Origin of the sequence: Clostridium thermopalmarium DSM 5974 (genome assembly GCF_002995795.1) — a bacterium.
Classification (GTDB): Bacteria; Bacillota; Clostridia; order Clostridiales; family Clostridiaceae; genus Clostridium_H; species Clostridium_H thermopalmarium.
In genome coordinates this window covers 1-24,132 of sequence record NZ_PVXN01000058.1, presented here as the reverse complement: position 1 = coordinate 24,132, position 24,132 = coordinate 1, and the positions used below count along the sequence as shown (strand labels likewise).

The window sequence follows — 24,132 nt, the reverse complement described above, 5'->3', positions numbered from 1 at the left end:
TTTTAATATAAACTTAACATTCATATGATAAAATTCTAAATGTATTTAAAGGTACTTATTATTAATTTAATAAAAAATTGATAGGAGATTGAATATGGACTATACAATGATTTTTAAATTATTTGGTGGTCTTGGACTATTTATCTATGGTATGCAGCTCATGGGGGACGGTCTTCAAAAAGCTGCTGGTGATAGGCTTAAGAAGATACTTGAAGCTTTAACTAGCAATAGAATCCTAGCCGTACTTGTTGGCGCTGGAGTAACAGCCATCATACAAAGTAGTAGTGCTACCACAGTAATGACTGTTGGATTTGTTAATGCAGGTCTTATGAATCTATTTCAAGCTGCTGGAGTAATAATGGGTGCTAATATAGGAACAACCATGACAGCACAGCTGATTGCTTTTAAGTTGTCCGATGTAGCTCCTCTTATACTTGGTATAGGAGCTGTTATAGTTCTGTTTTCAAAGAAGAAAAGAACAAAGGACTTAGGAGATATAGTTTTAGGTTTTGGTATCTTATTTGTAGGCATGTCTATGATGGAAAATGCTATGAAACCTTTAGGAGAACTCGATGCTTTTAGAAACCTTATACTTACTATAGGTCAGCATCCCCTACTTGGAGTACTTGTTGGTCTTGCAATGACTGCTACAGTGCAAAGCAGTAGTGCAACCATAGGTATACTTATGGCACTTGCATCTAACAATTCAATTAGCCTTAATGCAGCTCTTCCAATACTTTTTGGAGATAATATTGGGACATGCGTAACTGCTCTTCTTGCAAGTATTGGAACACATAAAAATGCAAAGCGCGCAGCACTTATACACCTTATATTTAACTGTGTAGGTACATTACTATTTATGTGCGCATTTGGCATAGTAATGAAAGTTATTCCTATGCTTGGTGGAGATATACAAAGACAAATTGCTAATGCACATACAATGTTTAATATAACTAATGTTGTTGTTCAAGTACCATTTATACCTTTACTAGTTAAGTTTGTTAACAAACTAGTTCCTGGTGAAGATGAGGATTTAAATGTACTAAAATTAGAATATTTAGATGCAAGATTATTAGAAACACCTTCAATTGCTTGTGGTCAAGTAGTTAAGGAAATTACAAGATTGGCTAGAACTTCCCAAAAGAATTTAGATGATGCTATGTCTGCATTTTTAAATTATGATGAAAAACTAATAGATTCTGTATTTGAGAAGGAAAAGTTGGTTAACTTCCTTCAAAGAGAAATAACAGACTACATGGTTTCTCTATCTAATACAAGTTTATCTGAACAGCAATCACAACTTATAACATCATTATTCCACGTAGTTAGTGATTTTGAAAGAATAGGAGATCATGCTACAAACCTTGCTGAACTTGCACAATACAAAAAAGAAAACAACTTAAGTCTTTCAAGCGATGCTGTTAGTGGCTTAAAAAGCTTATATTCATTAGCTAAGGAATCCGTTGAACTTGCAATATTAAGTTTATCAAATTTAGATTTTGAAGCAGCTAATAATGTACTTCAAATCGAAGAAAAAATAGACGCATTAGAAGAACAATTAAGAAGAGAACATATCAATAGACTTAATAATAGAACTTGTACTCCAGAAGGTGGATCAATCTTTATTGATTTACTATCTAATTTAGAAAGAGTTGGAGATCATTCAGACAACATAGCACTTATGGTTCTTGATATAAAGTAAAAACATAGCAGTAAACTTAAATTTAAGTTTACTGCTTATTTTTATCTAGCCTTTTTCCCATAGAAACTTTCTACATATTCTCTATATTTTCCTACAATATATTGTATTACTTCATCTTGAGCGTGAGTTTTTTCTCTAATGCACTTTTTAGCAGTATTCTTACATAGATAACATTGACGAGGTAGATAACCTAACTCAACTCTGCTGATTTTTTTGGCTTTATTATCATATACATCTATGTCTACACATTTTCCTAAAATGTGTTTATCTTCTATTTCAACAGTTATTTTTTTTATTTCTAACGCATCTTTATTAATTATTAAAGTTAAATTAGGCCCCTCTTCTGTAATCCTTAGTAATTTTAAATGGATATACGGACTAAAAATATCGGATATTATATCATCCATACTTTCTATTATACTATTTGTAATATCATTGCTCCTATTTTCTCCTGGATAATTAACTGTTATTACAACTAAAGGCATATTAAATTTTTTTATTAATTTATATTGAAATTCTATTCTTTTATGTTTATCTAATTCCACAGACTTATATTCCATAACTTGTTAGAGAATCCAGTAAAGCCAATATCTCTTACTTTCCTCCTTATTTTAGACATAATTTATTCTTAATATAACTTTACAGCAAGTTATATATATTATCAACAAGTAACTACCTTATGTAATAAAAAAAGTCAAATTCTTTTTCTTTCTTCTAAATACATACCATCGTTATAAATATATGATATAATAGTAAACGTAAACATAACAAAATTTTGAGGTGATTATATTATGATAAGACATGGATATCCTTTCTTTTATAAAAGATATGCGCTTGATCTTTCCACTAACCTGCTTCATGATTTAAAAAATGAAAAACCTGAGTGCAAAATCGATGATATTGATGAAGAAGATATAGAGATGTACAGCTCTTTGAATGAAGGATCTTTGATGCTGGATCAACCATGCCACAAAAAATGTCCTTATTGTATGAAAAAATAATTTTAAAATTCACCGACATATTTCCTTGGAAATATGTCGGTTTTTGCTTACTACTGGATTCTTAGCTCTCTTTCTTCCTTTATAGCGAAAAATTCTTCAATAGATTTTGCTAATGATTTTGCAATTTCCTCTTGATAAGATTCCTTTTTTAACTTTTCTTCCTCATCAGGATTAGATAAAAACCCACATTCTACTAATACTGATGGTATATCATCATGACATCTTAATATTTTATATGCTCCCTTAGCACACTTTTCTCTTCGTTTGTTATTATTGTGTATATCTTTAGCAAGGTTTTGCTGTATTATATGAGCAAACTGTGCACTCTCTCCTTCTTTAGAATACCATACTTGTGCTCCGTAATATTGGCTTTGCTCAAACATATTTAAATGTATGCTTATAAAAGCATCACACTTACTATCATTTTTCACCTTACATCTATTATTTAAATCTTCATTTTTCTTATCTCTTATTCTTCCTGAATCAGAGTAGAGACCTTTATCTTCCTCTCTAGTTAGTACTGCATTAAAACCTTTTTCTTCTAAGGCATTTTTTAATTTTAATGATATCTTTAAATTAATATCTTTCTCCACCGTTCCATTTTTAGAAACTGCTCCTCCGTCTATTCCTCCATGACCTGGATCTATTAATATAGTCTTCTTACCACTTATAGTCTTACTCTTTCTATTATAAACTTCTGAAGACATATATTTTAAATTAATAAATAATAATCCTAAGGTTATACATGTTAATAAGCACAAAATATTTTTTTTCTTTCTTCTGTTTATCAAAATAATCCCTCCTAACTACACTATAATTTTATTTTGTCCTATATTAACATGTTTTACTTTGAATAATTATATAAAAAATAGCAAACATATCCTTTAAAATATGTTTGCTGTTATTTTTAATATATTTCGTAAGTATAAATAAAAAAACAAGAGAGACATAAGTCTCTCTTGTTTTCTGATATAACTATCTCTTTGAGAATTGTGGTGCTCTTCTTGCCTTTTTAAGACCGTATTTCTTTCTTTCCTTCATTCTTGGGTCTCTTGTTAAGAATCCAGCTTTTTTAAGTTCTGGCTTTAATGTTTCATCAGATTTTACAAGAGCTCTAGCTATACCATGTCTTATAGCTCCTGCTTGACCTGTAAATCCACCACCATGAACATTAACAATTACATCAAACTTATCTTTAGTTCCTGTCAATACTAGTGGTTGGTTTACTATATATCTTAAAGTTTCTAATCCAAAATAATTTTCAATGTCTCTCTTATTAATAGTAACTTTTCCGTCTCCTGGTACAAGTATTACTCTAGCTACTGACTTTTTTCTTCTTCCTGTTCCAAAATATTGAACCTTAGCCATCTATATGTATCCTCCCTTCAGCTCCAATTAGTATCTTAACTCTAAAACTTCTGGTTTTTGAGCTTGTTGATTGTGTTCTGAACCTCTGTATACTTTTAATTTCTTAAGCATTCTTCTTCCTAAAGGTCCTTGTGGAAGCATTCTTCTTACAGCTTCTTGGAAAACAAATTCTGGCTTGCTTTCTAAAGCTTTTCTATAAGATACTTCTTTTAATCCACCTGGATATGATGAGTGATGTCTTAACATTTTTTGATCTAATTTCTTTCCTGTTAAAACTACTTTATCAGCATTTAATATTATAACATAATCTCCAGTATCAACATGTGGTGTGTAAGTAGGCTTATTTTTTCCTCTTAAAATTGTTGCAACTTGGCTTGCTGCTCTTCCTAGTGGCTTTCCTTCTACGTCGATAACATACCATTTTCTTTGAACTTCATTTGGTTTTGCTAAGTATGATTTCATCTTTTTTCCCTCCTTGAACTTTTTCTATCGCTTATCTTCGCTCTTTTATTCTTCTATATCAAGACCGGGGCCGTGGTCTTAAATACACTTCTACAACAAAATTTATTATAATACAATTAGCCTGGCGTGTCAACATAATTTACATATCACACAAAAAAGTTTATTAATGAAATTACTGTTATTATCAGTAAAGCACCTCATAAAGACATAAGCCTTGAGGAGGAAGAGATCTACCTGCTTTTTCTCTATCCTTAGCTAATAGTATATCTTGTATATCTTTAGGCTGTATTCTGCCAATTCCAACTTCAATAAGTGTTCCTGCCATTATCCTGACCATATTGTATAAAAAACCATTACCAATTACTATAAATTCAATAAGATTATCTCTTTTTATTACATCACAGTAATATATATTCCTAAGGGTAGACTTTACTGTACTTCCCGATTTTTTATAAAAAGAATCAAATTCATGCTCTCCAATGAAAAACTTACTACCTTGACGCATTAAATCTACATCTAATTTTTTAGGAAAGTGATATACATAGTTTCTTTCAATGGTAGGTGGCTCTTCTCTATTTAATATGGTGTATATATATTTTTTCCCCTTGCTATCAAATCTAGAATGAAACTCTAAAGGTACTTCCTCGGAATTTCTTATTACAATATCTTTAGGCAATTTGCTGTTAATAGCATACTTAAACTTGTTAGGGGGAATATTGCTTTCCGTTATGAAGTTTGCTACAAATCCTCTAGCATGCACTCCCGCATCAGTCCTACTAGATCCAATGACTTCACAATCTTCCTTTGTAATACTTTTAATAGCTTCTTCAATCTTTTGTTGTATGGTAATAGAATGTTTTTGTTTCTGCCAGCCTGAATAATTTGTTCCATCGTATTCTATAATTAACTTGATATTTCTTTTCAATATAAACACTCCATATTACTATATAATTGTTTATATAAAGGTTCTGCTCCAAATAGAAGTAATAACTAAAAGAGCAGTAATGGCAATAGCAATATAATCCCTATTTCCCATTCTAAGTATCTTCATTCTGGTCCTTCCTTCTCCACCTCTATAACATCTTGCCTCCATTGCCATAGCAAGCTCATCCGCACGTCTAAAGGAACTAACAAATAAAGGTACAAGGAGAGGTATTAAGTTTTTCGCTCTGGCGAAGATATTTCCTGATTCAAAGTCAGCCCCTCTTGCCATCTGAGCTTTCATTATTTTATCCGTTTCATCCATAAGGGTTGGAATAAATCTGAGAGCTATAGTCATCATCATAGCTAATTCATGAGCTGGAAGACCTATTTTTCTAAATGGATTTAAAAGCTTTTCTAATCCATCTGTAAGTTCAATAGGTGAAGTCGTTAAAGTAAGTAAGGATGTTCCTACTATTAAAAATACCAATCTAATAATCATAAATCCAGCTAATACTAGACCAGCTTTATATACTCTTAGAAATCCCCATTGCCATAATGGTGCTTCACCAGAACTGCCTCCTGTCATAAAGATATTTAATAAGGCAGTAATTATCAGCAATATAAATATAGGTTTTAAGCCCTTATATATATACTTAAAAGGAACCTTTGAAATGAGAATAGCAGCTAACGTAAATGCTATTATAAAAATATACCCTTTAAAGTTATTTATTATAAATAAATCTATTATATATACTATGGATAATAATATTTTAACCCTAGGGTCCAATTTATGAATGAAAGATTCTCCCGGAACGTATTGCCCTATAGTAATATCTTTAATCATTTTGATTAGCTCCCCTTAGTAATTTTAAAATTTCTATTTTTGCTTCATTTATAGTAAATACATCTTCAGATATACTAAAGCCTTTTTCTCTTAGTCTCTTTACCAAATAAGTTACCTGCGGCACTGCAAGTCCAACACCCTCTAGTATATCTACTTGTTTAAATACCTCACTTGTAGTTCCATCTAAAATGCATTTTCCCTCATGCATTACTAATACTCTAGTTGCTACTTTTGCAACATCCTCCATACTATGTGACACTAGTATTATTGTCATATTATATTCTTTTCTAAGCTGCACAATCTTTTCTAATATATCATCTCTTCCTTTAGGGTCTAAGCCTGCTGTAGGTTCGTCTAAAATTAAAACTTTAGGTTCCATAGCAACAACTCCAGCTATTGCAACCCTTCTTTTTTGACCTCCGCTTAAATCAAAAGGTGACTTATCTTTATATGTCTCATAATCCAAGCCTACCATATTCATAGCTCTTTTTACTCTTTTAGCTATCTCTTCATCTTTTAGTCCTAAATTTTTAGGACCAAAAGCAATATCTCTCTCTATGGTCTCTTCAAAAAGTTGGTATTCAGGATATTGAAATACAAGTCCTACTCTCTTTCTTATTTCATTTAATTTTACATTACTTGATGTTATATCAACACCATCAACGATTATTTTGCCACTTGATGGCTTTAATAAACCATTTATATGTTGAATCAATGTAGACTTTCCTGAACCAGTATGACCTATAAGAGCAACAAATTCTCCATCCTCAATTGATAAGTTTACATTATCCAAGGCTTTTCTCTCAAAAGGTGATCCAGGCATATATATATGAGTTAAGTTTTCTATTTTAATTGACATATTGCATCCACCATCTCATCAATAGTTAATATATCTGAAGTTATATTTACCCCACTTTTTTTTAGCTCATACGAAAGTTCTGTCATCTGAGGAACATCTAAACCTATCTCTTTCATTACTGGTACATTGCTAAAAATTTCTCTTGGAGAACCTTCCATAACAATCTTACCCTTATCCATAACTACTATTCTATCAGCTTCTACTGCTTCCTCCATATAGTGTGTAATAAGCACGATAGTAATACCATAATTAGAATTTAAATCCTTTATTGTATTAATAACTTCTTTTCTTCCAGAAGGGTCTAACATAGCAGTTGGTTCATCAAAAATTATACATTCCGGTCTCATGGCTAAAATACCTGCTATAGCTATTCTCTGTTTCTGACCACCTGATAATAAATGGGGTGCATGTTTTCTAAAATGATACATATTGACCTTTTTAAGAGCATCATCTACTCTAGTTCTTATTTCTTCTGGATCAATACCTAAATTTTCTGGTCCAAATGCTACATCTTCTTCAACAATAGTCGCTACTAGTTGATTATCTGGATTTTGAAACACCATACCAGCTTTATTTCTTATTTTCCATGTGTTTGCTTCATCTCTAGTATCCATTCCTGAAACAGTTACTACTCCATCAGTAGGTATCAAAAGAGCATTCATATGTTTTGAAAGAGTAGACTTGCCTGATCCATTATGTCCTAGTATCACCAAAAACTCACCTTTTTTTATATCAAGGTTAACACCGTCCACTGCTACTTTAACTTCTTTGTCATTTTTTTCATATTTATATATTACATTTTTGCATTCGATCATGTTTACACTCATATGGACAAATACTCCTTTTATAAATTAAAAATTAAAGGATATATTAAAACGGGGACTAAGCCAGAAATACTTAATCCCCTTATATAGCACTTACACTAATTCAAGTATAACTATTTCTGCTCCGTCTCCTCTTCTTGGACCCATCTTTAATATTCTAGTGTATCCACCGTTTCTATCAGCATACTTTGGAGCAATGTTTGTAAATAAATTATCTACTACTTCTTTTTCAGTAACATATGCTAATACTTGTCTTCTAGCATGAAGATCTCCTCTTTTTGCAAGAGTGATCATTTTTTCAGCCATGTTCTTAGTTTCTTTAGCTCTTGTAACAGTAGTTTCTATTCTACCATTCTTCAAAAAGCTAGTAACTAAGTTTCTTAACATAGCTCTTCTCTGATCAGTTGGAAGCCCCAACTTACGTTGTTGTGCCATGTTTCATCCTCCTTTACTCATCGGATTTTTTTAAACCTAGGCCTAGAGCAGCAAGCTTTTCTTGTACTTCTTCTAAAGACTTTTTACCTAGATTTCTAACCTTCATCATATCATCCATAGTTCTTTCTGTAAGTTCTTGTACAGTATTTATTCCCGCTCTCTTTAAGCAGTTATAACTTCTTACAGATAAATCTAGTTCTTCTATTGTCATTTCAAGAACTTTCTCTTTCTTATCTTCTTCTTTCTCAACCATTATTTCTACATCATCAGCATGATCTGTAAGTGTCATAAATAGCTTGAAATGCTCAATAAGAATTTTAGCTGAAAGACTAATAGCTTCCTCTGGCTTTATAGTACCGTTAGTCCATACTTCAAGAGTTAATTTATCATAGTCAGTAATTTGACCAACCCTAGTGTTCTCCACTGAAAAATTAACTCTTTTAATTGGAGTATAGATTGAATCAACCGGTATAACACCTATTGGAAGATCTTCCCTTTTATTTCTATTTTGAGTTACGTATCCTCTACCTTTATCAACATTAATTTCCATGTAAAGTTTCCCATCGTCCTCTAAAGTAGCTATATGCATATCTTTATTAACGACTTCAACACTTCCATCGGAAATAATATCATCAGCAGTTACTTCTCCAGGTCCTTGAGCATCTATATATATAGTCTTTGGACCTTCTTCACTCATCTTTAATGCTAAACCTTTAACATTAAGGATTAGCTCTGTTACGTCTTCCTTAACTCCAGTAACTGTTGAAAATTCATGTAAAACTCCATCAATTTTAATAGAATTCGCAGCAACTCCTGGCAGTGAAGATAATAAGATTCTTCTTAAAGAATTTCCTAAAGTTATCCCATATCCTCTTTCCAATGGTTCTATGACAAACTTACCATAAGTACCATCTTCAGACGCCTCAACACATTCTATTTTGGGTTTTTCTATCTCTAACATACGAACCCTCCCTTAATGAATTATACACATACTGAGGGCAACTGATTCCATTCTAATTACCATTATTATTTGCTGTATAACTCAACAATTAATGTTTCATTTACTGGAACATCAATATCTTCTCTAGTTGGCTCAGCAACAACCTTTGCCTCAAAGTTTTCTGTACTTCCTTGTAACCAAGCTGGCATTGTTTTTGGGTTTTCAGCAAAAACCTTGAATTTTTCAGAAGCTCTGCTCTTTTCACGAACAGTTATAACATCTCCAACGCTTACTTGGTAAGAAGGTATATCTACTTTTTTACCGTTCACTAAGAAATGTCCGTGTGTAACTAATTGTCTAGCTTCTGCTCTTGAGCCTCCAAAGCCTATTCTGTATACTACATTATCTAATCTCATTTCAAGAAGTTTTAACAGATTTTCACCTGTTATTCCCTTCATATGAGCAGCTTTCTCATAATATCTTCTGAACTGACCTTCAAAAATTCCATATAATTTTCTAGCCTTTTGTTTTTCTCTTAATTGAATTCCGTAGTTAGAAAGTTTCTTTCTGCTTTGCCCGTGTTGTCCAGGTGCATATCCTCTTCTTGCAAATGAACATTTATCCGTATAACATCTATCACCCTTAAGGAATAATTTCATGCCTTCTCTTCTGCATATTCTGCATACAGCTCCTGTATATCTAGCCATTCAAGTAACACCTCCTGTTTCCTATATACTATACTCTTCTTCTCTTTGGTGGTCTGCAACCATTATGTGGTATTGGAGTAACGTCTTTTATTAAAGTAATTTCTAATCCTGCAGCTTGTAATGATCTTATAGCTGCTTCTCTACCAGCACCTGGTCCTTTTACATATACTTCTACACTCTTTAGCCCATGTTCCATTGCTGCAGAAGCTGCTGCTTCAGCTGCCATTTGAGCTGCAAATGGTGTGCTTTTTCTTGATCCTTTAAATCCTAATGCTCCCGCACTTGACCAAGATAAAGCATTACCAACAGAATCAGTTAAAGTAACTATTGAGTTATTAAAAGTTGATTTTATATGTGCACAACCATGTTCTATATTTTTTCTTTCTTTTTTTCTTCTAGTCTTCTTAGTCTTTGCTTTAGCCACTTTCATCCCTCCTTATTACTTTTTCTTCTTTCCGCTAATTGTCTTTTTTGGTCCTTTTCTAGTTCTAGCATTTGTCTTAGTCTTTTGTCCTCTTACTGGAAGCCCTTTTCTGTGTCTAATTCCTCTATAACATCCAATTTCAACTAATCTCTTTATATCAAGAGCTACTCTTCTTCTTAAATCTCCTTCAACAACGAAGTTCTTAGTAATGTAATCTCTGATTGCATTTACTTCTTCTTCTCTTAAATCTTTAACTCTAGTGTCTGGATTTACTCCAGTTGCTTTAAGAATTTCATGTGATCTGTTAATACCTATACCATAAATATAAGTTAAACCTATCTCAACTCTTTTTTCTTTTGGTAGGTCAACACCAGCTATTCTCGCCATTAAATTGTACACCTCCTAATTTTCAACTTTCACTTCATCTTTATTTATGTCAGCAGCCGCATATAAACTTATTTATAATGCAATATCATACTTATACATAATATTGCAAATTATTTATTTTATCAACCATTTTGTTAAATTTTTTAGTAATAATTTATCATCCTTGTTTTTGCTTGTGCTTAGGATTTTCGCATATAACCATTACTTTACCTTTTCTTTTTATAACCTTGCATTTTTCACAAATTGGTTTAACTGATGGTCTTACTTTCATTCCTAACCCTCCTTGCTATTTCGCTCTCCAAGTTATTCTACCTTTTGTTAGATCATATGGAGAAAGCTCAACTGTAACTTTGTCACCCGGTAAAATTCTAATAAAATTCATTCTTAATTTCCCAGATACATGAGCTAATATTTTTTGACCACTTTCTAATTCAACTTGAAACATAGCATTAGGCAAAGCTTCTAAAACTGTACCTTGCATTTCAATTACATCATCTTTAGACATAAGGTACTTAACCCTCCTTAATAACGTCCCTATTTCCTAAATACTTTCTTAGTTCTGCATTACTAATACTTTCTTTAGAAATTATCAGCTTTTTTATATCTTCAATAACAGTATTTGTAATACTTAAGTGCTTTACTTTTTTCTTCTTAGGTTTTTCAACTTTGTGTAAATCACCATCTACAATACTTACATAATTGTCATCAATGACATCAAGTATTATAAATGTTCTTCCTGCATCTCTTCCTGCTTTAGAGTATACAACTCTTCCTAAAAGCTCTTCTTTATTCATTATGGCCACCTCTGTTAACTTAATGTCAATATTTCAGGACCATTATCTAGAATAGCTACAGTGTTTTCATAATGAGCTGATAATGTTCTGTCTTTAGTAACTACAGTCCAATCATTTGATAGAACTTCTACGTCATAGGCACCAATGTTAACCATTGGTTCAATTGCTAAAACCATGCCTTTCACCAACTTTGGTCCTCGACCTGGTCTACCGAAATTAGGAACTTCAGGTTCTTCATGCATTGCCATACCAATACCATGCCCAACATAGTCCCTAACTATAGAATATCCTCGGCTTTCAGCATATTCTTGAATTGCTGATGATATATCAGTTAATCTGTTACCAACTCTTGCATTTTCTACACCTTTAAAAAAACTTTCCTTGGTAACATTAATTAATTCCTCGGCTTCTTTAGAAATTCTTCCTACAGCAAAAGTTCTAGCCGCATCACCATGATAACCATCAACGATGGCTCCACAGTCAATACTTATTATATCTCCTTCTTGCAGCACTCTTTTACCTGGTATACCGTGAACTACTTCCTCATTAACAGAAGTACATATGGAAGCTGGGAAACCATAATATCCTTTAAAAGACGGAACAGCATTGCATTTTCTTATATATTCCTCTGCTATTCTATCCAACTCGCCAGTAGTTATTCCTGGTTTCACAAATTCTTGCAATAGAGCAAGGGTTTCGCTAACAACCTTCCCTGCACGTCTCATATATTCAATTTCTCTGCTACTTTTAATTATTATCATCTATTTATCGCCTTCTATATGATTAGAAATTGAAATAAAGACCTCATCAATTGATTGTGTACCATCAACCACAAATAATTGATCTCTTGAGGCATAGAAATCTACTAATGGTTGAGTTTGCTTTTCATATACATCTAAACGTTCTTTTACTGTATCTTCAGTATCGTCTTTCCTTTGAACAATTTCGCTACCGCAAATATCACATTTTCCATTAACTTTAGGAGGGTTAAATTTAACATGATAACTTGCTCCGCATGATGGGCAAACTCTTCTTCCTGTCATTCTTTCTAAAATAAATTCGTTAGGTACATTTATAAGCAAAGCAGTGTCTATAGCTTTTCCTTTATCTCTTAGAAAATCTTCTAAGGCTTCTGCTTGCTTTACCGTCCTTGGAAATCCATCTAGTAGAAATCCACCTTTACAATCTTCATTTGTTAATCTATCTTTTACTAAATCTATAGTTAATTCATCTGGAACTAATTGTCCTTTATCCATATACTCTTTAGCTTTTATTCCTAATGGTGTTTTTTCAGAAATATTTTTTCTGAATATATCTCCAGTAGATATATGAGGAATAGAGTATTTTTCGCTTATTAATTTTGCCTGAGTTCCTTTTCCTGCTCCTGGAGGACCTAACAAAATCATTCTCATAAATATCAACTCCAAATTCTTTACCATTTCTTATTTAAGGAAACCTTTATAATGTCTCATTACTAATTGAGATTCTAATTGTCTCATAAAATCAAGGGCAACCCCAACTTCTATTAGCAACGAAGTACCTCCAAAGGATAATCCTTTAAATGCACTAAATGTTTCTACTGCCATTGGAATTATAGCTATAACAGCAGCAAATATACCGCCTAGTATTGATACTCTTAGTAATACTTTTTCAATAAATCTTGCTGTTGGTTCCCCTGGTCTTACCCCAGGTATAAATCCAGCAGATTTATGTATATTTTCCGCCATTTCCTCTGGTTTAAATGTAACTTCAGTATAAAACCAAGTAAAGAATATTATCAATACTACAGAAAGTAGTGCATATGGCCAACTATTATATCTAAACACACTATATTTACTCATGGTTATAAATTTATTAAATGCAGAATCTGGCCAAAAACTAGCTATTGTAGCTGGAAACTGCATTACTGACATAGCAAATATTATAGCTATAATACCAGATGAATTCATGTTTATAGGAATATGAGTTGACTGTCCTCTAAACATCCTTCCTCCAGAATTTTTAGCTGCATACTGAATCGGTATTCTTCTCTCAGCTAAAGTAGCTATAACAACCATAACAAATAAAGCTATAACAAATATTAGCAATAGTGCTATTTGAACAATACTTACAGCCTCAGTTTCTTGTAAGCTAGCAATTTTAAGAACTTCTTGTGGTAATCTTGAAAGTATATTGATATATATTATCAATGATACTCCGTTTCCTATACCTTTAACAGTTATCTGATCTCCTAACCACATTAAGAAGATAGAAGATGTAGTCAATGTTAAAACTATTAAAAATACATCAAATTTACCCAAGTTGGGAACAGCTCCATAATTTCTCATTAAAGCATAGGTTCCAAAAGATTGAAGCGCACCCAAAACTACTGCAGCGTATCTAGTATACTTTTGTATCTTTTTTCTTCCTTCTTCACCTTCCTTAGAAAGTTGTTCAAGAGAAGGAATAGCTATGGTAAGCAATTGAAATATAATTGATGAGTTGATGTAGGGTACAACTCCCATAGCAAAAATACTGAAACTGCTTAGCGCTCCACCTGACATTAAATCGTAAAAACTAAATAGCGTCCCCGCTTTTGCTAGACTTTTTAGTGCATCGGTATCAATTCCAGGAACAGGAATATGATTTCCCATCCTGATAATTGCTACCATTAAAAATGTGAATATAATTCTTTTTCTTAATTCGGGAACTTTCCAAGCGTTACGTAAGGTTGACATTTTATATCACCTCTGCTTTTCCCCCCATGGATTCTATCTTCTCAATAGCGCCTTTGGTAAATTTAGTTGCTTTTACAGTTAGTTTTTTCTCAAGAACTCCATTACCCAATATTTTAACTCCATCTTTTACTTTGCTAATTATTCCATGTTGTTTTAATAATTCTGGAGTAACTTCTGTTCCATCTTCAAATATGTTTAATCTATTTACATTAACTTCAACATATTCTTTTGCAAATATATTAGTAAAACCTCTCTTAGGTAATCTTCTATATAAAGGCATTTGACCTCCTTCAAATCCTGGTCTAACGCCACCGCCTGATCTAGCGTTTTGTCCTTTATGACCTTTTCCGGCAGTCTTACCTAATCCTGAACCATTTCCTCTACCAACTCTTTTTGGAGCCTTTCTTGAGCCTGCAGCAGGTTTTAATTCATGAAGTTTCATATATAACACCTCCTCTTATTATATTTCTTCAACAGTTAAAAGATAGCTCACTTTATTTATCATACCTTTAACTTGAGGAGTATCTTCGTGAACAACACTGTTTCCTATTTTCTTTAATCCAAGAGCATTTACAGTAGCAATATGGTCCTTTTTTCTACCTATAGTACTCTTTACTAATGTTATTTTTAGTTTAGCCACGGTCGATCCCCTCCTATCCTAAAATTTCTTCTACAGTCTTGCCTCTTAATTTAGCAATCTGTTCTGCAGTTCTTAATTTTGATAATCCGTCTAATGTTGCACCGACCATATTTTTTGGGTTATTAGACCCTAATGATTTTGCTCTAACATCTTTTAATCCTGCTAACTCTAATACCGCTCTTACAGGACCACCAGCTATAACTCCAGTACCTTCGCTAGCTGGCATAATTAATACCTTTCCTCTTCCGAATTCACCTTGTATTGTGTGAGGAACAGTTCCGTTAACAACTGCTACTTCTATTAAGTGCTTTTTAGCATCTTCAATACCTTTTCTTATAGCTTCAGGTATTTCAACAGATTTTCCCATTCCTACGCCAACGTGTCCGTTTTCGTCTCCTACTACAACAAGAGCACTAAATCTAAAGTTTCTACCACCTTTAACAACCTTAGCAACTCTATTTATGAATACAACCTTTTCTTTAAGATTTAGCGTGCTAGGATCTATTCTCATTGTTTTCCCTCCTTCTTTAGAATTTTAAGCCTGCTTCTCTTGCACCTTCAGCAAGTTCTTTTACTCTTCCATGATATACATATCCGCCTCTATCAAAAACAACTTCTTCTATACCTTTTTCAATTGCCTTTTTAGCGATCATTGCTCCAACAGTTCTAGCAGCTTCTTTATTGCTTCCAACTTTTCCAGTATAATCTTTATCTAGAGTTGAAGCTGATACTAAAGTTCTTCCAGCTACATCATCAATTATTTGAGCATATATGTTCTTTTCACTTCTGTATACTGCTAATCTAGGTTTCTCAGCAGTACCAGAAATTTTATTACGCACTCTTAAATGACGCTTAACTCTAGTTTTTTGTCTGTTCTCTTTCTTGAACATCTAATTCACTCCTTTCTGCTGTTATTTATCTTACTTACCAGTCTTACCTTCTTTACGTCTTATAACTTCATCAGCATACTTAATTCCTTTTCCTTTATATGGCTCTGGTTTTCTCCATACTCTTATATTTGCAGCAACTGAACCAACTAGTTCTTTATCAATTCCACTAACAACAACTTTTGTTGGTTCTGGAACTGAGTACTCTACACCTTTAACAGCCTGTATTTCAACTGGATGTGAATATCCAAGATTTAATATTAAGTCTTTTCCTTTTAATTGAGCTCTGTATCCAACTCCAACTAATTCTAAAGTTTTTTGGTATCCTTCACTTACACCAACAACCATATTCTTTATTAAAGCTCTTGTTAAACCATGTAACGCTCTGTGTTGAGCCATATCACTTGGTCTTGTAACAACAACTTTATTGTCTTCTACAGCTATACTCATATCTTTATGCATAGCTTTAGTTAATTCTCCTTTTGGTCCTTTTACTGTAACAACGTTGTCTGGTGTTACAGTAACACTTACTCCATTAGGTATATCTATTGGAAGTCTTCCTACTCTTGACATTATAGCACCTCCTGTTCACGTTAAATTACCAAATATAACAGATAACTTCTCCACCTAAACCTAATTTTCTTGCTTCTTTATCTGTAACTATTCCTTTAGAAGTTGATACGATAGCAATTCCTAATCCGTTTAACACCTTAGGTATATTATCTTTTTTACAATAAACTCTTAAACCTGGCTTTGATATTCTTTTTAGTCCAGTTATAACTCTTTCTTTTCCTTGATATTTTAAAGACAATCTAAGCATTGGAACCGCTCCATCTGTATACTCTTCTACATCTTTAACATATCCTTCTTGAAGTAATATGTTAGCGATGGCTTTTTTTACATTTGAAGACGGTACTTCAACGACTTCATGTCTAACTATATTTGCATTTCTTATACGAGTTAGCATATCAGCAATAGGGTCTGTCATAACCATTTATTATGCCTCCTTTCTAATAACAATGTTTTACCAACTAGCTTTTCTGCATCCAGGAATTTGTCCTTTATAGGCTAATTCTCTAAAGCAGATACGACATATTCCATATTTCTTTAAAACAGCGTGTGGTCTTCCGCATATTCTGCATCTAGTATAAGCTCTAGTTGAATATTTAGGAGTCCTCTTCCACTTTTCAATCATCGCTTTACGTGCCATGTTTCTACCTCCTTACTATTGAGCAAATGGCATACCTAAATATCTAAGCAATTCTCTTGCTTCTTCATCGGTCTTAGCTGTAGTAACAAATATTACATCCATACCTCTTACTTTATCTATCTTATCATATTCGATTTCTGGGAATATGATTTGTTCCTTAATTCCTAATGCATAATTTCCTCTACCATCAAAAGATTTAGAAGATACTCCTCTAAAGTCTCTAACTCTTGGTAAAGCTACGTTCATTAATTTATCTACAAATTCAAACATTTTATCTTTTCTTAATGTAACCTTACATCCAATAGGCATATTTTGTCTTACTTTGAAGTTAGCTACAGATTTTTTAGCTCTTGTAACTACTGGTTTTTGTCCTGTGATTTGTTGTAAGTCAGCTACAGCTGATTCTAATACTTTAGAATTATCCTTAGCTTCTCCTACACCCATATTCACAACAACTTTTTCAAGTTTTGGTACTTCCATTATGTTTTTATAACCAAACTTCTCCATAAGAGCTGGTACTACTTCTGTGTTGTATTTTTCTTGTAGTCTAGTCATTTAGTGAACCTCCTTTCAAAGTCTATAGTATTTCTCCGCACTTCTTGCATACTCTAACTTTTGTTCCATCTTCTAAAAGCTTTTTACTAATTCTTGTAGCAGAATTACAATTTGTGCAATATAACATAACTTTTGAACTATTTATAGGCGCTTCTTTCTTAACTATTCCACCTTGCATATTTTCTCTATTAGGTTTCATATGTTTAGTAACTATATTTACATCCTTAACTAAAACTTTTCCAGTCTTAGGATATACAGCTAATACTTCGCTTACTTTACCTTTATCTTTACCTGAAATAACAACTACTTTGTCTGTTCTTCTTACATGAACTTTAGCCATCACAGCCACCTCCCTTTTATAGAACTTCAGGTGCTAATGATAATATTTTATTGAATTCTTTATCTTTTTCTCTTAATTCTCTTGCAATAGGTCCAAATATACGAGTTCCTCTTGGTTGTTTATCATCTTTGATAATAACCGCAGCGTTATCATCAAATTTAATATATGAACCGTCTATTCTTCTTACTCCTCTTTTAGATCTTACTATAACTGCTTTAACTACATCACCTTTTTTTACAACTCCGCCTGGTGTTGCACTCTTAACACTAGCAACAATTACATCCCCTATGTTGCCATATTTTCTTTTAGAACCGCCTAAAACTCTTATGCACATAATCTCTTTTGCTCCAGTATTATCTGCTACTTTTAAGCGAGTTTGTGGCTGTATCATATAAATACCCTCCTTTCAATCATTGAATTATTTTGCCTTTTCAACGATTTCCACTAATCTCCATCTCTTATCTTTAGATAATGGTCTAGTTTCCATTATTAACACTCTATCATTGATTCCAGCTTCATTATTTTCATCATGAACCTTAAATTTCTTAGTTCTATTTATTGTCTTTCCATATAAAGGATGACGAACTTTATCTTCAACTGCAACTACAATAGTCTTTTCCATTTTATCAGAAACAACTCTTCCTATTCTGGTCTTTCTGTTACCTCTTTCCACAGGATTACCTCCTTTCAGCATACTACTGTTCAAGTACCTTTAACTCTTTTTCTCTAAGTATTGTTTTAACTTGAGCTATTGATTTTTTAACCTGTCTTATTCTCATTGGGTTTTCAAGTTGGCCAGTTGCTAATTGAAATCTTAAATTAAACAATTCAGCTTTTAAATCATTTAATTTAGTTGACAATTCTTGAGAAGAACTTTGTCTTAGTTCTTGTAATTCATTAGCCCTCATTTACTTCACCACCCATTTGTTCAAAATCTTTTCTTGTTACAAACTTAGTCTTCATAGGAAGCTTATGTGAAGCAAGTCTCATAGCTTCTCTAGCGACATCTTCAGATACTCCAGATAATTCGAATAATACTCTACCTGGTTTAACTACAGCTACCCAATATTCTGGTGAACCTTTACCAGAACCCATACGAGTTTCTGCAGGTTTTTCAGTTACTGGCTTATCTGGGAAAACCTTAATCCAAAGCTTTCCACCTCTTTTTATATATCTATTTATCGCTATTCTGGCAGCTTCTATTTGGTTGCTTGTTAGCCAACCTGGCTCAGTTGCTTGTATAGCGTAATCACCGTATGCAATAAAATTTCCTCTTGTAGCTTTTCCTTTCATATTGCCACGTTGAACTTTACGATGTTTTACCCTTTTAGGCATCAACATAACCTATTCCTCCTTCCTTATTGGCTAACTTCTTCTGTTTTCACTTTTTTTGTTGGAAGAATTTCGCCTTTATATACCCAAACTTTAACTCCTATTTTTCCGTATGTTGTATTTGCTTCTGCAAATCCGTAATCAATATCTGCTCTAAGTGTTTGTAGAGGAATTGTTCCTTCATGATATTGTTCTGTTCTAGCTATTTCAGCACCACCAAGTCTTCCAGAGCAAGCAGTTTTAACACCTTTAACTCCGCTCTTCATAGCTCTTTGAATAGTTTGCTTCATAGCTCTTCTGAAAGAAATTCTCTTTTCAAGTTGTTGAGCAATGTTTTCTGCCATCAATTGAGCATCAACTTCAGGCTTCTTAACTTCAACAATATTAATTATTACGTTCTTTTCTCTTACTATTGAAAGTATTTCGCTTTTTAATTCTTCTATACCTTTTCCGCCTTTTCCAATAAGCATTCCTGGCTTAGCAGTATGAATATTTATCTTTATTCTCTTTGGGGTTCTTTCTATCTCTATTCTAGCAATACCTGCTGAGTAGCATTTATTCTTAATAAATTTTCTAACTTTATCATCTTCGATTAGGTTATCTGCAAAATTTTTATCGTCTGCATACCATTTAGCATCCCAATCCTTTATAACGCCGACTCTGAGGCCATGTGGATGTACTTTTTGTCCCACTCTATTTCCCTCCTTCTATGCTCTTTCTTTAACTACTAGTACTATATGACTAGTTCTTTTCATTATTGAATACGCTCTACCTTGTGCGCGTGGTTTAAATCTCTTTAATGTTGGTCCTTGGTTTGCATAAGCCTCTGCAACATATAATTTATTAACATCTAAGTTAAAATTATTCTCTGCATTAGCTACAGCTGATTTTAATACTTTTAAAATTGCAGCAGCTGAATCTTTTGGAGTGTATTTCAATATAGCAAAAGCTTCGTTTACATTTTTACCTCTTACTAAATCAAGAACAACTCTAACTTTTCTTGGAGATATTCTCACATACTTTGCTATAGCTCTAGCTTCCATCTTAGTTCCTCCTTCCCTTTGCTATCTTACACGTGATGACTTTTCGCTCTTATCTACGTGGCCTTTAAATGTTCTTGTCAATACAAATTCGCCTAGTTTGTGTCCTACCATATCTTCACTTATATACACCGGAACATGCTTTCTACCATCATGAACAGCTATAGTATGACCTACCATCTGAGGGAATATTGTTGAACTTCTTGACCAAGTCTTTATAACTTTCTTTTCACCTTTCGCATTCATTTCCTCAATTTTCTTCATTAACGATTCTGCAACGAAAGGCCCTTTTTTAAGTGATCTACTCAACTCTGTATCCTCCCTTCATATAATGTAAAAGCTTAGGAAGAGAATTAACATTCTCTTCTTTATTCATCTATTTACTACTTTTGACCTCTTCTCTTGATAATCATTCTATCAGAGTATTTATTGTTCTTTCTAGTCTTATATCCAAGAGCTGGTTTACCCCATGGAGTAACTGGACTTGGACGTCCAATTGGAGATCTACCTTCTCCACCACCGTGTGGGTGATCATTAGGGTTCATTACAGATCCTCTTACAGTTGGTCTCCAACCCATATGTCTCTTTCTTCCTGCTTTACCAATGTTTATTATATCATTTGTTAAGTTAGATACAGTCCCAACTGTAGCTCTACATTGGATATTAACATATCTCATTTCGCCACTTGGTAATCTTAAAATAGCATACTTACCTTCTTTAGCCATAAGTTGTGCTGATGCTCCAGCTGCTCTTACTATTTGGCCGCCTTTTCCAGCTTGTAATTCTATATTATGAATTACTGTACCTACAGGTATATTCGCTAATGGAAGTGCGTTACCTGGTTTAATATCTGCATCTGGACCAGATACCACAACATCTCCAACCTTTAATCCAACTGGTGCAATTATATATCTCTTTTCACCGTCAGCATATACAACTAAGGCTATGTAAGCTGTTCTGTTTGGGTCGTATTCTATTGTTGCTACCTTTGCAGGTATTCCATCCTTATTTCTCTTAAAATCTATTATTCTATATTTTCTCTTAGCCCCACCGCCACGATGACGAACAGTTATTTTACCTTGAGAGTTTCTTCCAGCCTTTTTATTTAATGAAACTAAAAGTGATTTTTCAGGCTTATCTGTAGTAATTTCCTCAAAAGTAGAAACTGTCATCTGTCTAAGTGAAGGTGTAACTGGTCTAAACTTTTTAACTGCCATCTAAGTTCCCTCCTTCTTATCGCTTATCTGGTATTCTTACCAATAACAGCTTTATCTATATCTTACATTCCTTCAAAGAATTCAATTGTCTTGCTATCTGGTGTTAATGTAACCACTGCTTTTTTATAGTCAGGTCTCTTACCAACATGAACTCCAACTCTTTTTACTTTTCCCATTATTCTAGCAGTGTTAACTTCTTGAACTTTTACACCAAACACTTCTTCAACTGCTCTTTTTATTTGAGATTTATTTGCATGTATATCTACGATGAAGGTGTACTTTCTATCTGCCATAGCAGACATGCTTTTTTCAGTTATTACAGGTCTTTTTATTATATCGTAACTGTTTAACATCATTATGCATACACCTCCTCAATTTTAGCAACCGCTTCCTTAGTAACGATGAATTTATCATGTTTTAATATGTCATAAACATTTAAGTTGTTTACTGGCATAACAGTTGCACCTTCAATGTTTCTTACTGATTTGTAAACAACCTCATTACTTTCTGGTACTACTATTAATGGTTTTTTAGCTTCAAAAGCATTTATCATCTTAACCATTTCTTTAGTTTTTGGTGCTTCTAATTCTAAACTTTCAAGAACTACTATGTTATTATCATTTACTTTGCTTGTTAAAGCTGACTTCATAGCAACTCTTCTCATTGACTTAGGGATTGACATTCTGTAATCTCTTGGTTTTGGAGCGAATACTACACCACCATGTATCCATTGTGGAGCTCTAATTGAACCTTGTCTTGCTCTACCAGTTCCCTTTTGTCTCCAAGGTTTTTTTCCACCTCCAGAAACCTCAGCTCTAGTTTTAGCTGATTGTGTCCCTTGTCTTTTATTTGCAAGTTGCGCAACTACAACTTGATGTAATACATTTTCATTAACTTCTACTGCAAATACGTTGTCTGATAATTGTATATCTCCAACTTTTTGCCCTTCTCTATTATATAAATCTACTGTAGGCATTCTTTATCCTCCTTTCTTCTAAAACGTTAAGCTTTTACTGTATTTCTTATTACAACGTAACCCTTGTTTGGTCCTGGAATTCCACCTTTAATTAAAATAACATTTTTCTCTGGCATAACTTTTACAACTTCAAGGTTTAGGACAGTTGTATTTCTGTGTCCCATATGTCCAGGCATCTTCTTGTTTTTGAATGTTCTTGATGGATATGATGAAGCTCCCATTGAACCAACACCTCTATGATATTTAGAACCGTGTGCCATTGGTCCTCTAGAGAAGTTCCATCTCTTTATTGTACCTTGGAATCCCTTACCCTTAGAAACTCCCGATACATCCACCTTTTCTCCTTTTTCAAATATATCAACTTTGATTTCGCTTCCAACTTCATATCCTTCGATATTTTCTAATCTGAACTCTTTAAGAATTCTCTTAGGTGCTACTCCAGCCTTTGCGAAGTGTCCTTTTTTAGGCTTATTAACTAATTTTTCTCTTATATCTCCAAAGCCTACTTGTATAGCATTATAACCATCTTTTTCTTCTGTCTTTTTTTGAGTTACTACACAAGGACCTGCTTCAACAACTGTAACTGGAATAACTTTACCACTCTCGTCAAATATTTGAGTCATTCCTAGTTTTCTTCCTAATATAGCTTTTTTCATTCCTTTGCACCTCCTAAAATATTAGCGGATCGCTTCCGATCATAATATCTCATTATTAATCTTTTTTTATAATTTTATTTCGATGTCAACACCTGCTGGTAAGTCTAATCTCATTAATGCATCAACAGTCTTTGGTGATGGACTTAATATATCGATTAATCTCTTATGTGTTCTGATTTCAAATTGTTCTCTAGAATCTTTATATTTATGTGTCGCTCTTAAAATTGTAACCACATCTTTTTCAGTTGGTAGTGGTACTGGACCAGCTACTTTAGCGCCTGTGCTTTTCGCTGTCTCAACAATTTTTTCAGCTGATTGATCTAATATTGTATGATCAAAAGCTTTTAATCTAATTCTTATTTTTTGGTTTGCCATTTTTTATTTCCCTCCTTTTCACTACTCATTAATTCATGGATGTAACATCAGCGTTATGTAAACTGTTCCACGCGTTGCATTATTTTATACAAACAATGAAACACATATCCATATCGCTGCCGCCCGATTCAAGATCAAAGCATGCTCAGCTAAGAATATCCTGGTAATCCCAGCAACCTCTTGCTTCATCGCCATTCTCGTGTCACAACTCTTACATTGTATAATATTTTTTTGATTTTGACAAGTATTTTTTCTTTTTTATCACAAATTCTTTCATAATGTTATGTTTTTACACTCATAAGTGAAAGGAGAAGGGCGTCCCCCTCTCCTTTCACTTTATATAAAGGCCTTTTTTACATTTTTATTACGCGTAACAATCTATAAAAAACTTAAAACTATTCTACTATTGAAGTAACAACTCCTGAACCTACTGTTCTTCCACCTTCTCTTATAGCAAATCTTAATCCTGCTTCCATTGCTACTGGTGTGATTAATTCTACGTTCATGTCGATGTGG

43 protein-coding genes are annotated in these 24,132 nt (G+C 33.2%); 2 read left to right on the top strand and 41 right to left on the bottom strand.

Translation table 11 applies throughout. From position 1 onward, the window contains the following. Positions 1-94 precede the first annotated feature (94 nt). A complete protein-coding gene (locus tag CPAL_RS11590; protein ID WP_106024667.1) occupies positions 95-1,702 on the top strand; it encodes a Na/Pi cotransporter family protein in 1,608 nt (535 codons plus the stop codon). Between the two features lie 41 nt (positions 1,703-1,743). On the opposite strand, the gene citX is transcribed toward CPAL_RS11590, so the two are convergent. Further along, entirely contained in the window at positions 1,744-2,247 is a 504-nt protein-coding gene (gene citX, locus CPAL_RS11585; RefSeq protein WP_169798687.1) for a citrate lyase holo-[acyl-carrier protein] synthase, read from the bottom strand. A gap of 246 nt (positions 2,248-2,493) precedes the next feature. Here citX and CPAL_RS11580 point away from each other — a divergent pair, with 246 nt between their 5' ends. Continuing rightward, a complete protein-coding gene (locus CPAL_RS11580) occupies positions 2,494-2,703 on the top strand; it encodes a hypothetical protein (protein ID WP_061858430.1) in 210 nt (69 codons plus the stop codon). Between the two features lie 50 nt (positions 2,704-2,753). Here CPAL_RS11580 and cwlD read toward each other — a convergent pair whose 3' ends face one another. The 40 genes from cwlD to CPAL_RS11380 all read right to left on the bottom strand — a co-directional run. After that, positions 2,754-3,494: an N-acetylmuramoyl-L-alanine amidase CwlD gene (gene cwlD, locus CPAL_RS11575; protein ID WP_423237159.1), complete on the bottom strand. Its 741-nt coding sequence runs from the start codon at positions 3,492-3,494 to the stop codon at positions 2,754-2,756. A gap of 184 nt (positions 3,495-3,678) precedes the next feature. Further along, a complete protein-coding gene (gene rpsI, locus CPAL_RS11570) occupies positions 3,679-4,071 on the bottom strand; it encodes a 30S ribosomal protein S9 (RefSeq protein ID WP_061858428.1) in 393 nt (130 codons plus the stop codon). Between the two features lie 27 nt (positions 4,072-4,098). Beyond that, positions 4,099-4,533, bottom strand: a complete 435-nt coding sequence (gene rplM, locus CPAL_RS11565; RefSeq protein ID WP_061858427.1) for a 50S ribosomal protein L13 — start codon at positions 4,531-4,533, stop codon at positions 4,099-4,101. A gap of 184 nt (positions 4,534-4,717) precedes the next feature. Further along, positions 4,718-5,458 carry a tRNA pseudouridine(38-40) synthase TruA gene (gene truA, locus CPAL_RS11560; protein WP_061858426.1) on the bottom strand — a complete coding sequence of 247 codons (741 nt, stop codon included), beginning with the start codon at positions 5,456-5,458 and terminating at the stop codon, positions 4,718-4,720. A 30-nt stretch (positions 5,459-5,488) separates the two neighbouring features. Then, positions 5,489-6,301 carry an energy-coupling factor transporter transmembrane component T family protein gene (locus tag CPAL_RS11555; protein WP_061858425.1) on the bottom strand — a complete coding sequence of 271 codons (813 nt, stop codon included), beginning with the start codon at positions 6,299-6,301 and terminating at the stop codon, positions 5,489-5,491. Further along, complete coding sequence (locus CPAL_RS11550; protein ID WP_061858424.1) at positions 6,294-7,160, bottom strand: energy-coupling factor transporter ATPase; 867 nt, start codon at positions 7,158-7,160, stop codon at positions 6,294-6,296. Before CPAL_RS11550 ends, CPAL_RS11555 begins: the two co-directional genes overlap by 8 nt. Next, on the bottom strand, positions 7,145-7,987 hold the full coding sequence (locus CPAL_RS11545; protein WP_061858423.1) for an energy-coupling factor transporter ATPase: 843 nt from the start codon (positions 7,985-7,987) through the stop codon (positions 7,145-7,147). The genes CPAL_RS11550 and CPAL_RS11545 overlap by 16 nt, the downstream gene beginning before the upstream one ends. A 90-nt stretch (positions 7,988-8,077) precedes the next feature. Continuing rightward, positions 8,078-8,419 carry a 50S ribosomal protein L17 gene (rplQ, locus tag CPAL_RS11540; RefSeq protein ID WP_061858422.1) on the bottom strand — a complete coding sequence of 114 codons (342 nt, stop codon included), beginning with the start codon at positions 8,417-8,419 and terminating at the stop codon, positions 8,078-8,080. Between the two features lie 13 nt (positions 8,420-8,432). Beyond that, on the bottom strand, positions 8,433-9,380 hold the full coding sequence (locus CPAL_RS11535) for a DNA-directed RNA polymerase subunit alpha (protein WP_106024666.1): 948 nt from the start codon (positions 9,378-9,380) through the stop codon (positions 8,433-8,435). 65 nt (positions 9,381-9,445) lie between these two features. Further along, positions 9,446-10,066: a 30S ribosomal protein S4 gene (rpsD, locus tag CPAL_RS11530; protein ID WP_061858420.1), complete on the bottom strand. Its 621-nt coding sequence runs from the start codon at positions 10,064-10,066 to the stop codon at positions 9,446-9,448. A 28-nt stretch (positions 10,067-10,094) separates the two neighbouring features. Next, entirely contained in the window at positions 10,095-10,496 is a 402-nt protein-coding gene (gene rpsK / locus CPAL_RS11525) for a 30S ribosomal protein S11 (protein ID WP_061858419.1), read from the bottom strand. 9 nt (positions 10,497-10,505) lie between these two features. Beyond that, entirely contained in the window at positions 10,506-10,877 is a 372-nt protein-coding gene (rpsM, locus tag CPAL_RS11520) for a 30S ribosomal protein S13 (RefSeq protein WP_061858418.1), read from the bottom strand. A gap of 157 nt (positions 10,878-11,034) precedes the next feature. Next, on the bottom strand, positions 11,035-11,148 hold the full coding sequence (rpmJ, locus tag CPAL_RS11515) for a 50S ribosomal protein L36 (RefSeq protein ID WP_002509257.1): 114 nt from the start codon (positions 11,146-11,148) through the stop codon (positions 11,035-11,037). Positions 11,149-11,163: 15 nt separating this feature from the next. Beyond that, positions 11,164-11,382, bottom strand: coding sequence for a translation initiation factor IF-1 (gene infA, locus CPAL_RS11510; RefSeq protein ID WP_061858417.1), 219 nt, complete (start codon positions 11,380-11,382; stop codon positions 11,164-11,166). Positions 11,383-11,389: 7 nt separating this feature from the next. Next, entirely contained in the window at positions 11,390-11,671 is a 282-nt protein-coding gene (locus CPAL_RS11505; protein WP_061858416.1) for a KOW domain-containing RNA-binding protein, read from the bottom strand. 14 nt (positions 11,672-11,685) lie between these two features. Continuing rightward, entirely contained in the window at positions 11,686-12,432 is a 747-nt protein-coding gene (gene map, locus CPAL_RS11500) for a type I methionyl aminopeptidase (RefSeq protein WP_061858415.1), read from the bottom strand. Then, positions 12,433-13,083 carry an adenylate kinase gene (locus tag CPAL_RS11495; RefSeq protein WP_061858414.1) on the bottom strand — a complete coding sequence of 217 codons (651 nt, stop codon included), beginning with the start codon at positions 13,081-13,083 and terminating at the stop codon, positions 12,433-12,435. It abuts the gene before it with no gap. Positions 13,084-13,113: 30 nt separating this feature from the next. After that, entirely contained in the window at positions 13,114-14,388 is a 1,275-nt protein-coding gene (secY, locus tag CPAL_RS11490; protein ID WP_061858413.1) for a preprotein translocase subunit SecY, read from the bottom strand. A 1-nt stretch (position 14,389) separates the two neighbouring features. Continuing rightward, complete coding sequence (gene rplO, locus CPAL_RS11485; protein WP_061858412.1) at positions 14,390-14,830, bottom strand: 50S ribosomal protein L15; 441 nt, start codon at positions 14,828-14,830, stop codon at positions 14,390-14,392. A gap of 18 nt (positions 14,831-14,848) precedes the next feature. Then, positions 14,849-15,028: a 50S ribosomal protein L30 gene (rpmD, locus tag CPAL_RS11480; RefSeq protein ID WP_061858411.1), complete on the bottom strand. Its 180-nt coding sequence runs from the start codon at positions 15,026-15,028 to the stop codon at positions 14,849-14,851. 13 nt (positions 15,029-15,041) lie between these two features. Next, a complete protein-coding gene (gene rpsE / locus CPAL_RS11475) occupies positions 15,042-15,539 on the bottom strand; it encodes a 30S ribosomal protein S5 (RefSeq protein WP_061858410.1) in 498 nt (165 codons plus the stop codon). Positions 15,540-15,555: 16 nt separating this feature from the next. Next, positions 15,556-15,918: a 50S ribosomal protein L18 gene (gene rplR, locus CPAL_RS11470; protein WP_061858409.1), complete on the bottom strand. Its 363-nt coding sequence runs from the start codon at positions 15,916-15,918 to the stop codon at positions 15,556-15,558. Between the two features lie 30 nt (positions 15,919-15,948). After that, positions 15,949-16,488: a 50S ribosomal protein L6 gene (gene rplF / locus CPAL_RS11465; protein ID WP_061858408.1), complete on the bottom strand. Its 540-nt coding sequence runs from the start codon at positions 16,486-16,488 to the stop codon at positions 15,949-15,951. Between the two features lie 25 nt (positions 16,489-16,513). Continuing rightward, on the bottom strand, positions 16,514-16,909 hold the full coding sequence (gene rpsH / locus CPAL_RS11460) for a 30S ribosomal protein S8 (RefSeq protein ID WP_061858407.1): 396 nt from the start codon (positions 16,907-16,909) through the stop codon (positions 16,514-16,516). A 30-nt stretch (positions 16,910-16,939) separates the two neighbouring features. Next, positions 16,940-17,125: a type Z 30S ribosomal protein S14 gene (locus CPAL_RS11455; protein WP_061858406.1), complete on the bottom strand. Its 186-nt coding sequence runs from the start codon at positions 17,123-17,125 to the stop codon at positions 16,940-16,942. 15 nt (positions 17,126-17,140) lie between these two features. Then, positions 17,141-17,680 carry a 50S ribosomal protein L5 gene (rplE, locus tag CPAL_RS11450; RefSeq protein WP_061858405.1) on the bottom strand — a complete coding sequence of 180 codons (540 nt, stop codon included), beginning with the start codon at positions 17,678-17,680 and terminating at the stop codon, positions 17,141-17,143. Between the two features lie 22 nt (positions 17,681-17,702). Continuing rightward, positions 17,703-18,020 (bottom strand): 50S ribosomal protein L24, encoded by a 318-nt coding sequence (rplX, locus tag CPAL_RS11445; protein ID WP_061858404.1) that lies wholly within the window; start codon positions 18,018-18,020, stop codon positions 17,703-17,705. Between the two features lie 16 nt (positions 18,021-18,036). Continuing rightward, the gene (gene rplN, locus CPAL_RS11440) at positions 18,037-18,411 is read right to left on the bottom strand and encodes a 50S ribosomal protein L14 (RefSeq protein WP_061858403.1); all 375 of its coding nucleotides are present in this window, start codon (positions 18,409-18,411) and stop codon (positions 18,037-18,039) included. Between the two features lie 27 nt (positions 18,412-18,438). Next, positions 18,439-18,693 (bottom strand): 30S ribosomal protein S17, encoded by a 255-nt coding sequence (gene rpsQ, locus CPAL_RS11435; protein WP_061858402.1) that lies wholly within the window; start codon positions 18,691-18,693, stop codon positions 18,439-18,441. A 22-nt stretch (positions 18,694-18,715) separates the two neighbouring features. Beyond that, a complete protein-coding gene (gene rpmC / locus CPAL_RS11430) occupies positions 18,716-18,928 on the bottom strand; it encodes a 50S ribosomal protein L29 (protein WP_061858401.1) in 213 nt (70 codons plus the stop codon). Continuing rightward, positions 18,918-19,361: a 50S ribosomal protein L16 gene (gene rplP, locus CPAL_RS11425; RefSeq protein WP_061858400.1), complete on the bottom strand. Its 444-nt coding sequence runs from the start codon at positions 19,359-19,361 to the stop codon at positions 18,918-18,920. Before rplP ends, rpmC begins: the two co-directional genes overlap by 11 nt. 17 nt (positions 19,362-19,378) lie before the next feature. Further along, positions 19,379-20,044, bottom strand: a complete 666-nt coding sequence (gene rpsC / locus CPAL_RS11420; RefSeq protein ID WP_106024665.1) for a 30S ribosomal protein S3 — start codon at positions 20,042-20,044, stop codon at positions 19,379-19,381. A gap of 15 nt (positions 20,045-20,059) precedes the next feature. Continuing rightward, positions 20,060-20,395: a 50S ribosomal protein L22 gene (rplV, locus tag CPAL_RS11415; RefSeq protein WP_061858398.1), complete on the bottom strand. Its 336-nt coding sequence runs from the start codon at positions 20,393-20,395 to the stop codon at positions 20,060-20,062. 21 nt (positions 20,396-20,416) lie between these two features. Next, complete coding sequence (gene rpsS / locus CPAL_RS11410; RefSeq protein WP_061858397.1) at positions 20,417-20,701, bottom strand: 30S ribosomal protein S19; 285 nt, start codon at positions 20,699-20,701, stop codon at positions 20,417-20,419. Positions 20,702-20,775: 74 nt separating this feature from the next. Continuing rightward, positions 20,776-21,609, bottom strand: a complete 834-nt coding sequence (gene rplB / locus CPAL_RS11405) for a 50S ribosomal protein L2 (RefSeq protein ID WP_061858396.1) — start codon at positions 21,607-21,609, stop codon at positions 20,776-20,778. Between the two features lie 62 nt (positions 21,610-21,671). Further along, positions 21,672-21,965 carry a 50S ribosomal protein L23 gene (rplW, locus tag CPAL_RS11400; RefSeq protein WP_061858395.1) on the bottom strand — a complete coding sequence of 98 codons (294 nt, stop codon included), beginning with the start codon at positions 21,963-21,965 and terminating at the stop codon, positions 21,672-21,674. Next, complete coding sequence (gene rplD, locus CPAL_RS11395) at positions 21,965-22,585, bottom strand: 50S ribosomal protein L4 (protein ID WP_061858394.1); 621 nt, start codon at positions 22,583-22,585, stop codon at positions 21,965-21,967. The genes rplW and rplD overlap by 1 nt, the downstream gene beginning before the upstream one ends. A gap of 26 nt (positions 22,586-22,611) precedes the next feature. Beyond that, complete coding sequence (gene rplC, locus CPAL_RS11390) at positions 22,612-23,241, bottom strand: 50S ribosomal protein L3 (protein WP_061858393.1); 630 nt, start codon at positions 23,239-23,241, stop codon at positions 22,612-22,614. 66 nt (positions 23,242-23,307) lie between these two features. Next, positions 23,308-23,616, bottom strand: a complete 309-nt coding sequence (gene rpsJ / locus CPAL_RS11385; protein WP_061858392.1) for a 30S ribosomal protein S10 — start codon at positions 23,614-23,616, stop codon at positions 23,308-23,310. 395 nt (positions 23,617-24,011) lie between these two features. Then, positions 24,012-24,132: EF-Tu C-terminal domain-related protein (locus CPAL_RS11380; RefSeq protein WP_146126573.1), on the bottom strand; the 121-nt coding region annotated here is incomplete at its 5' end.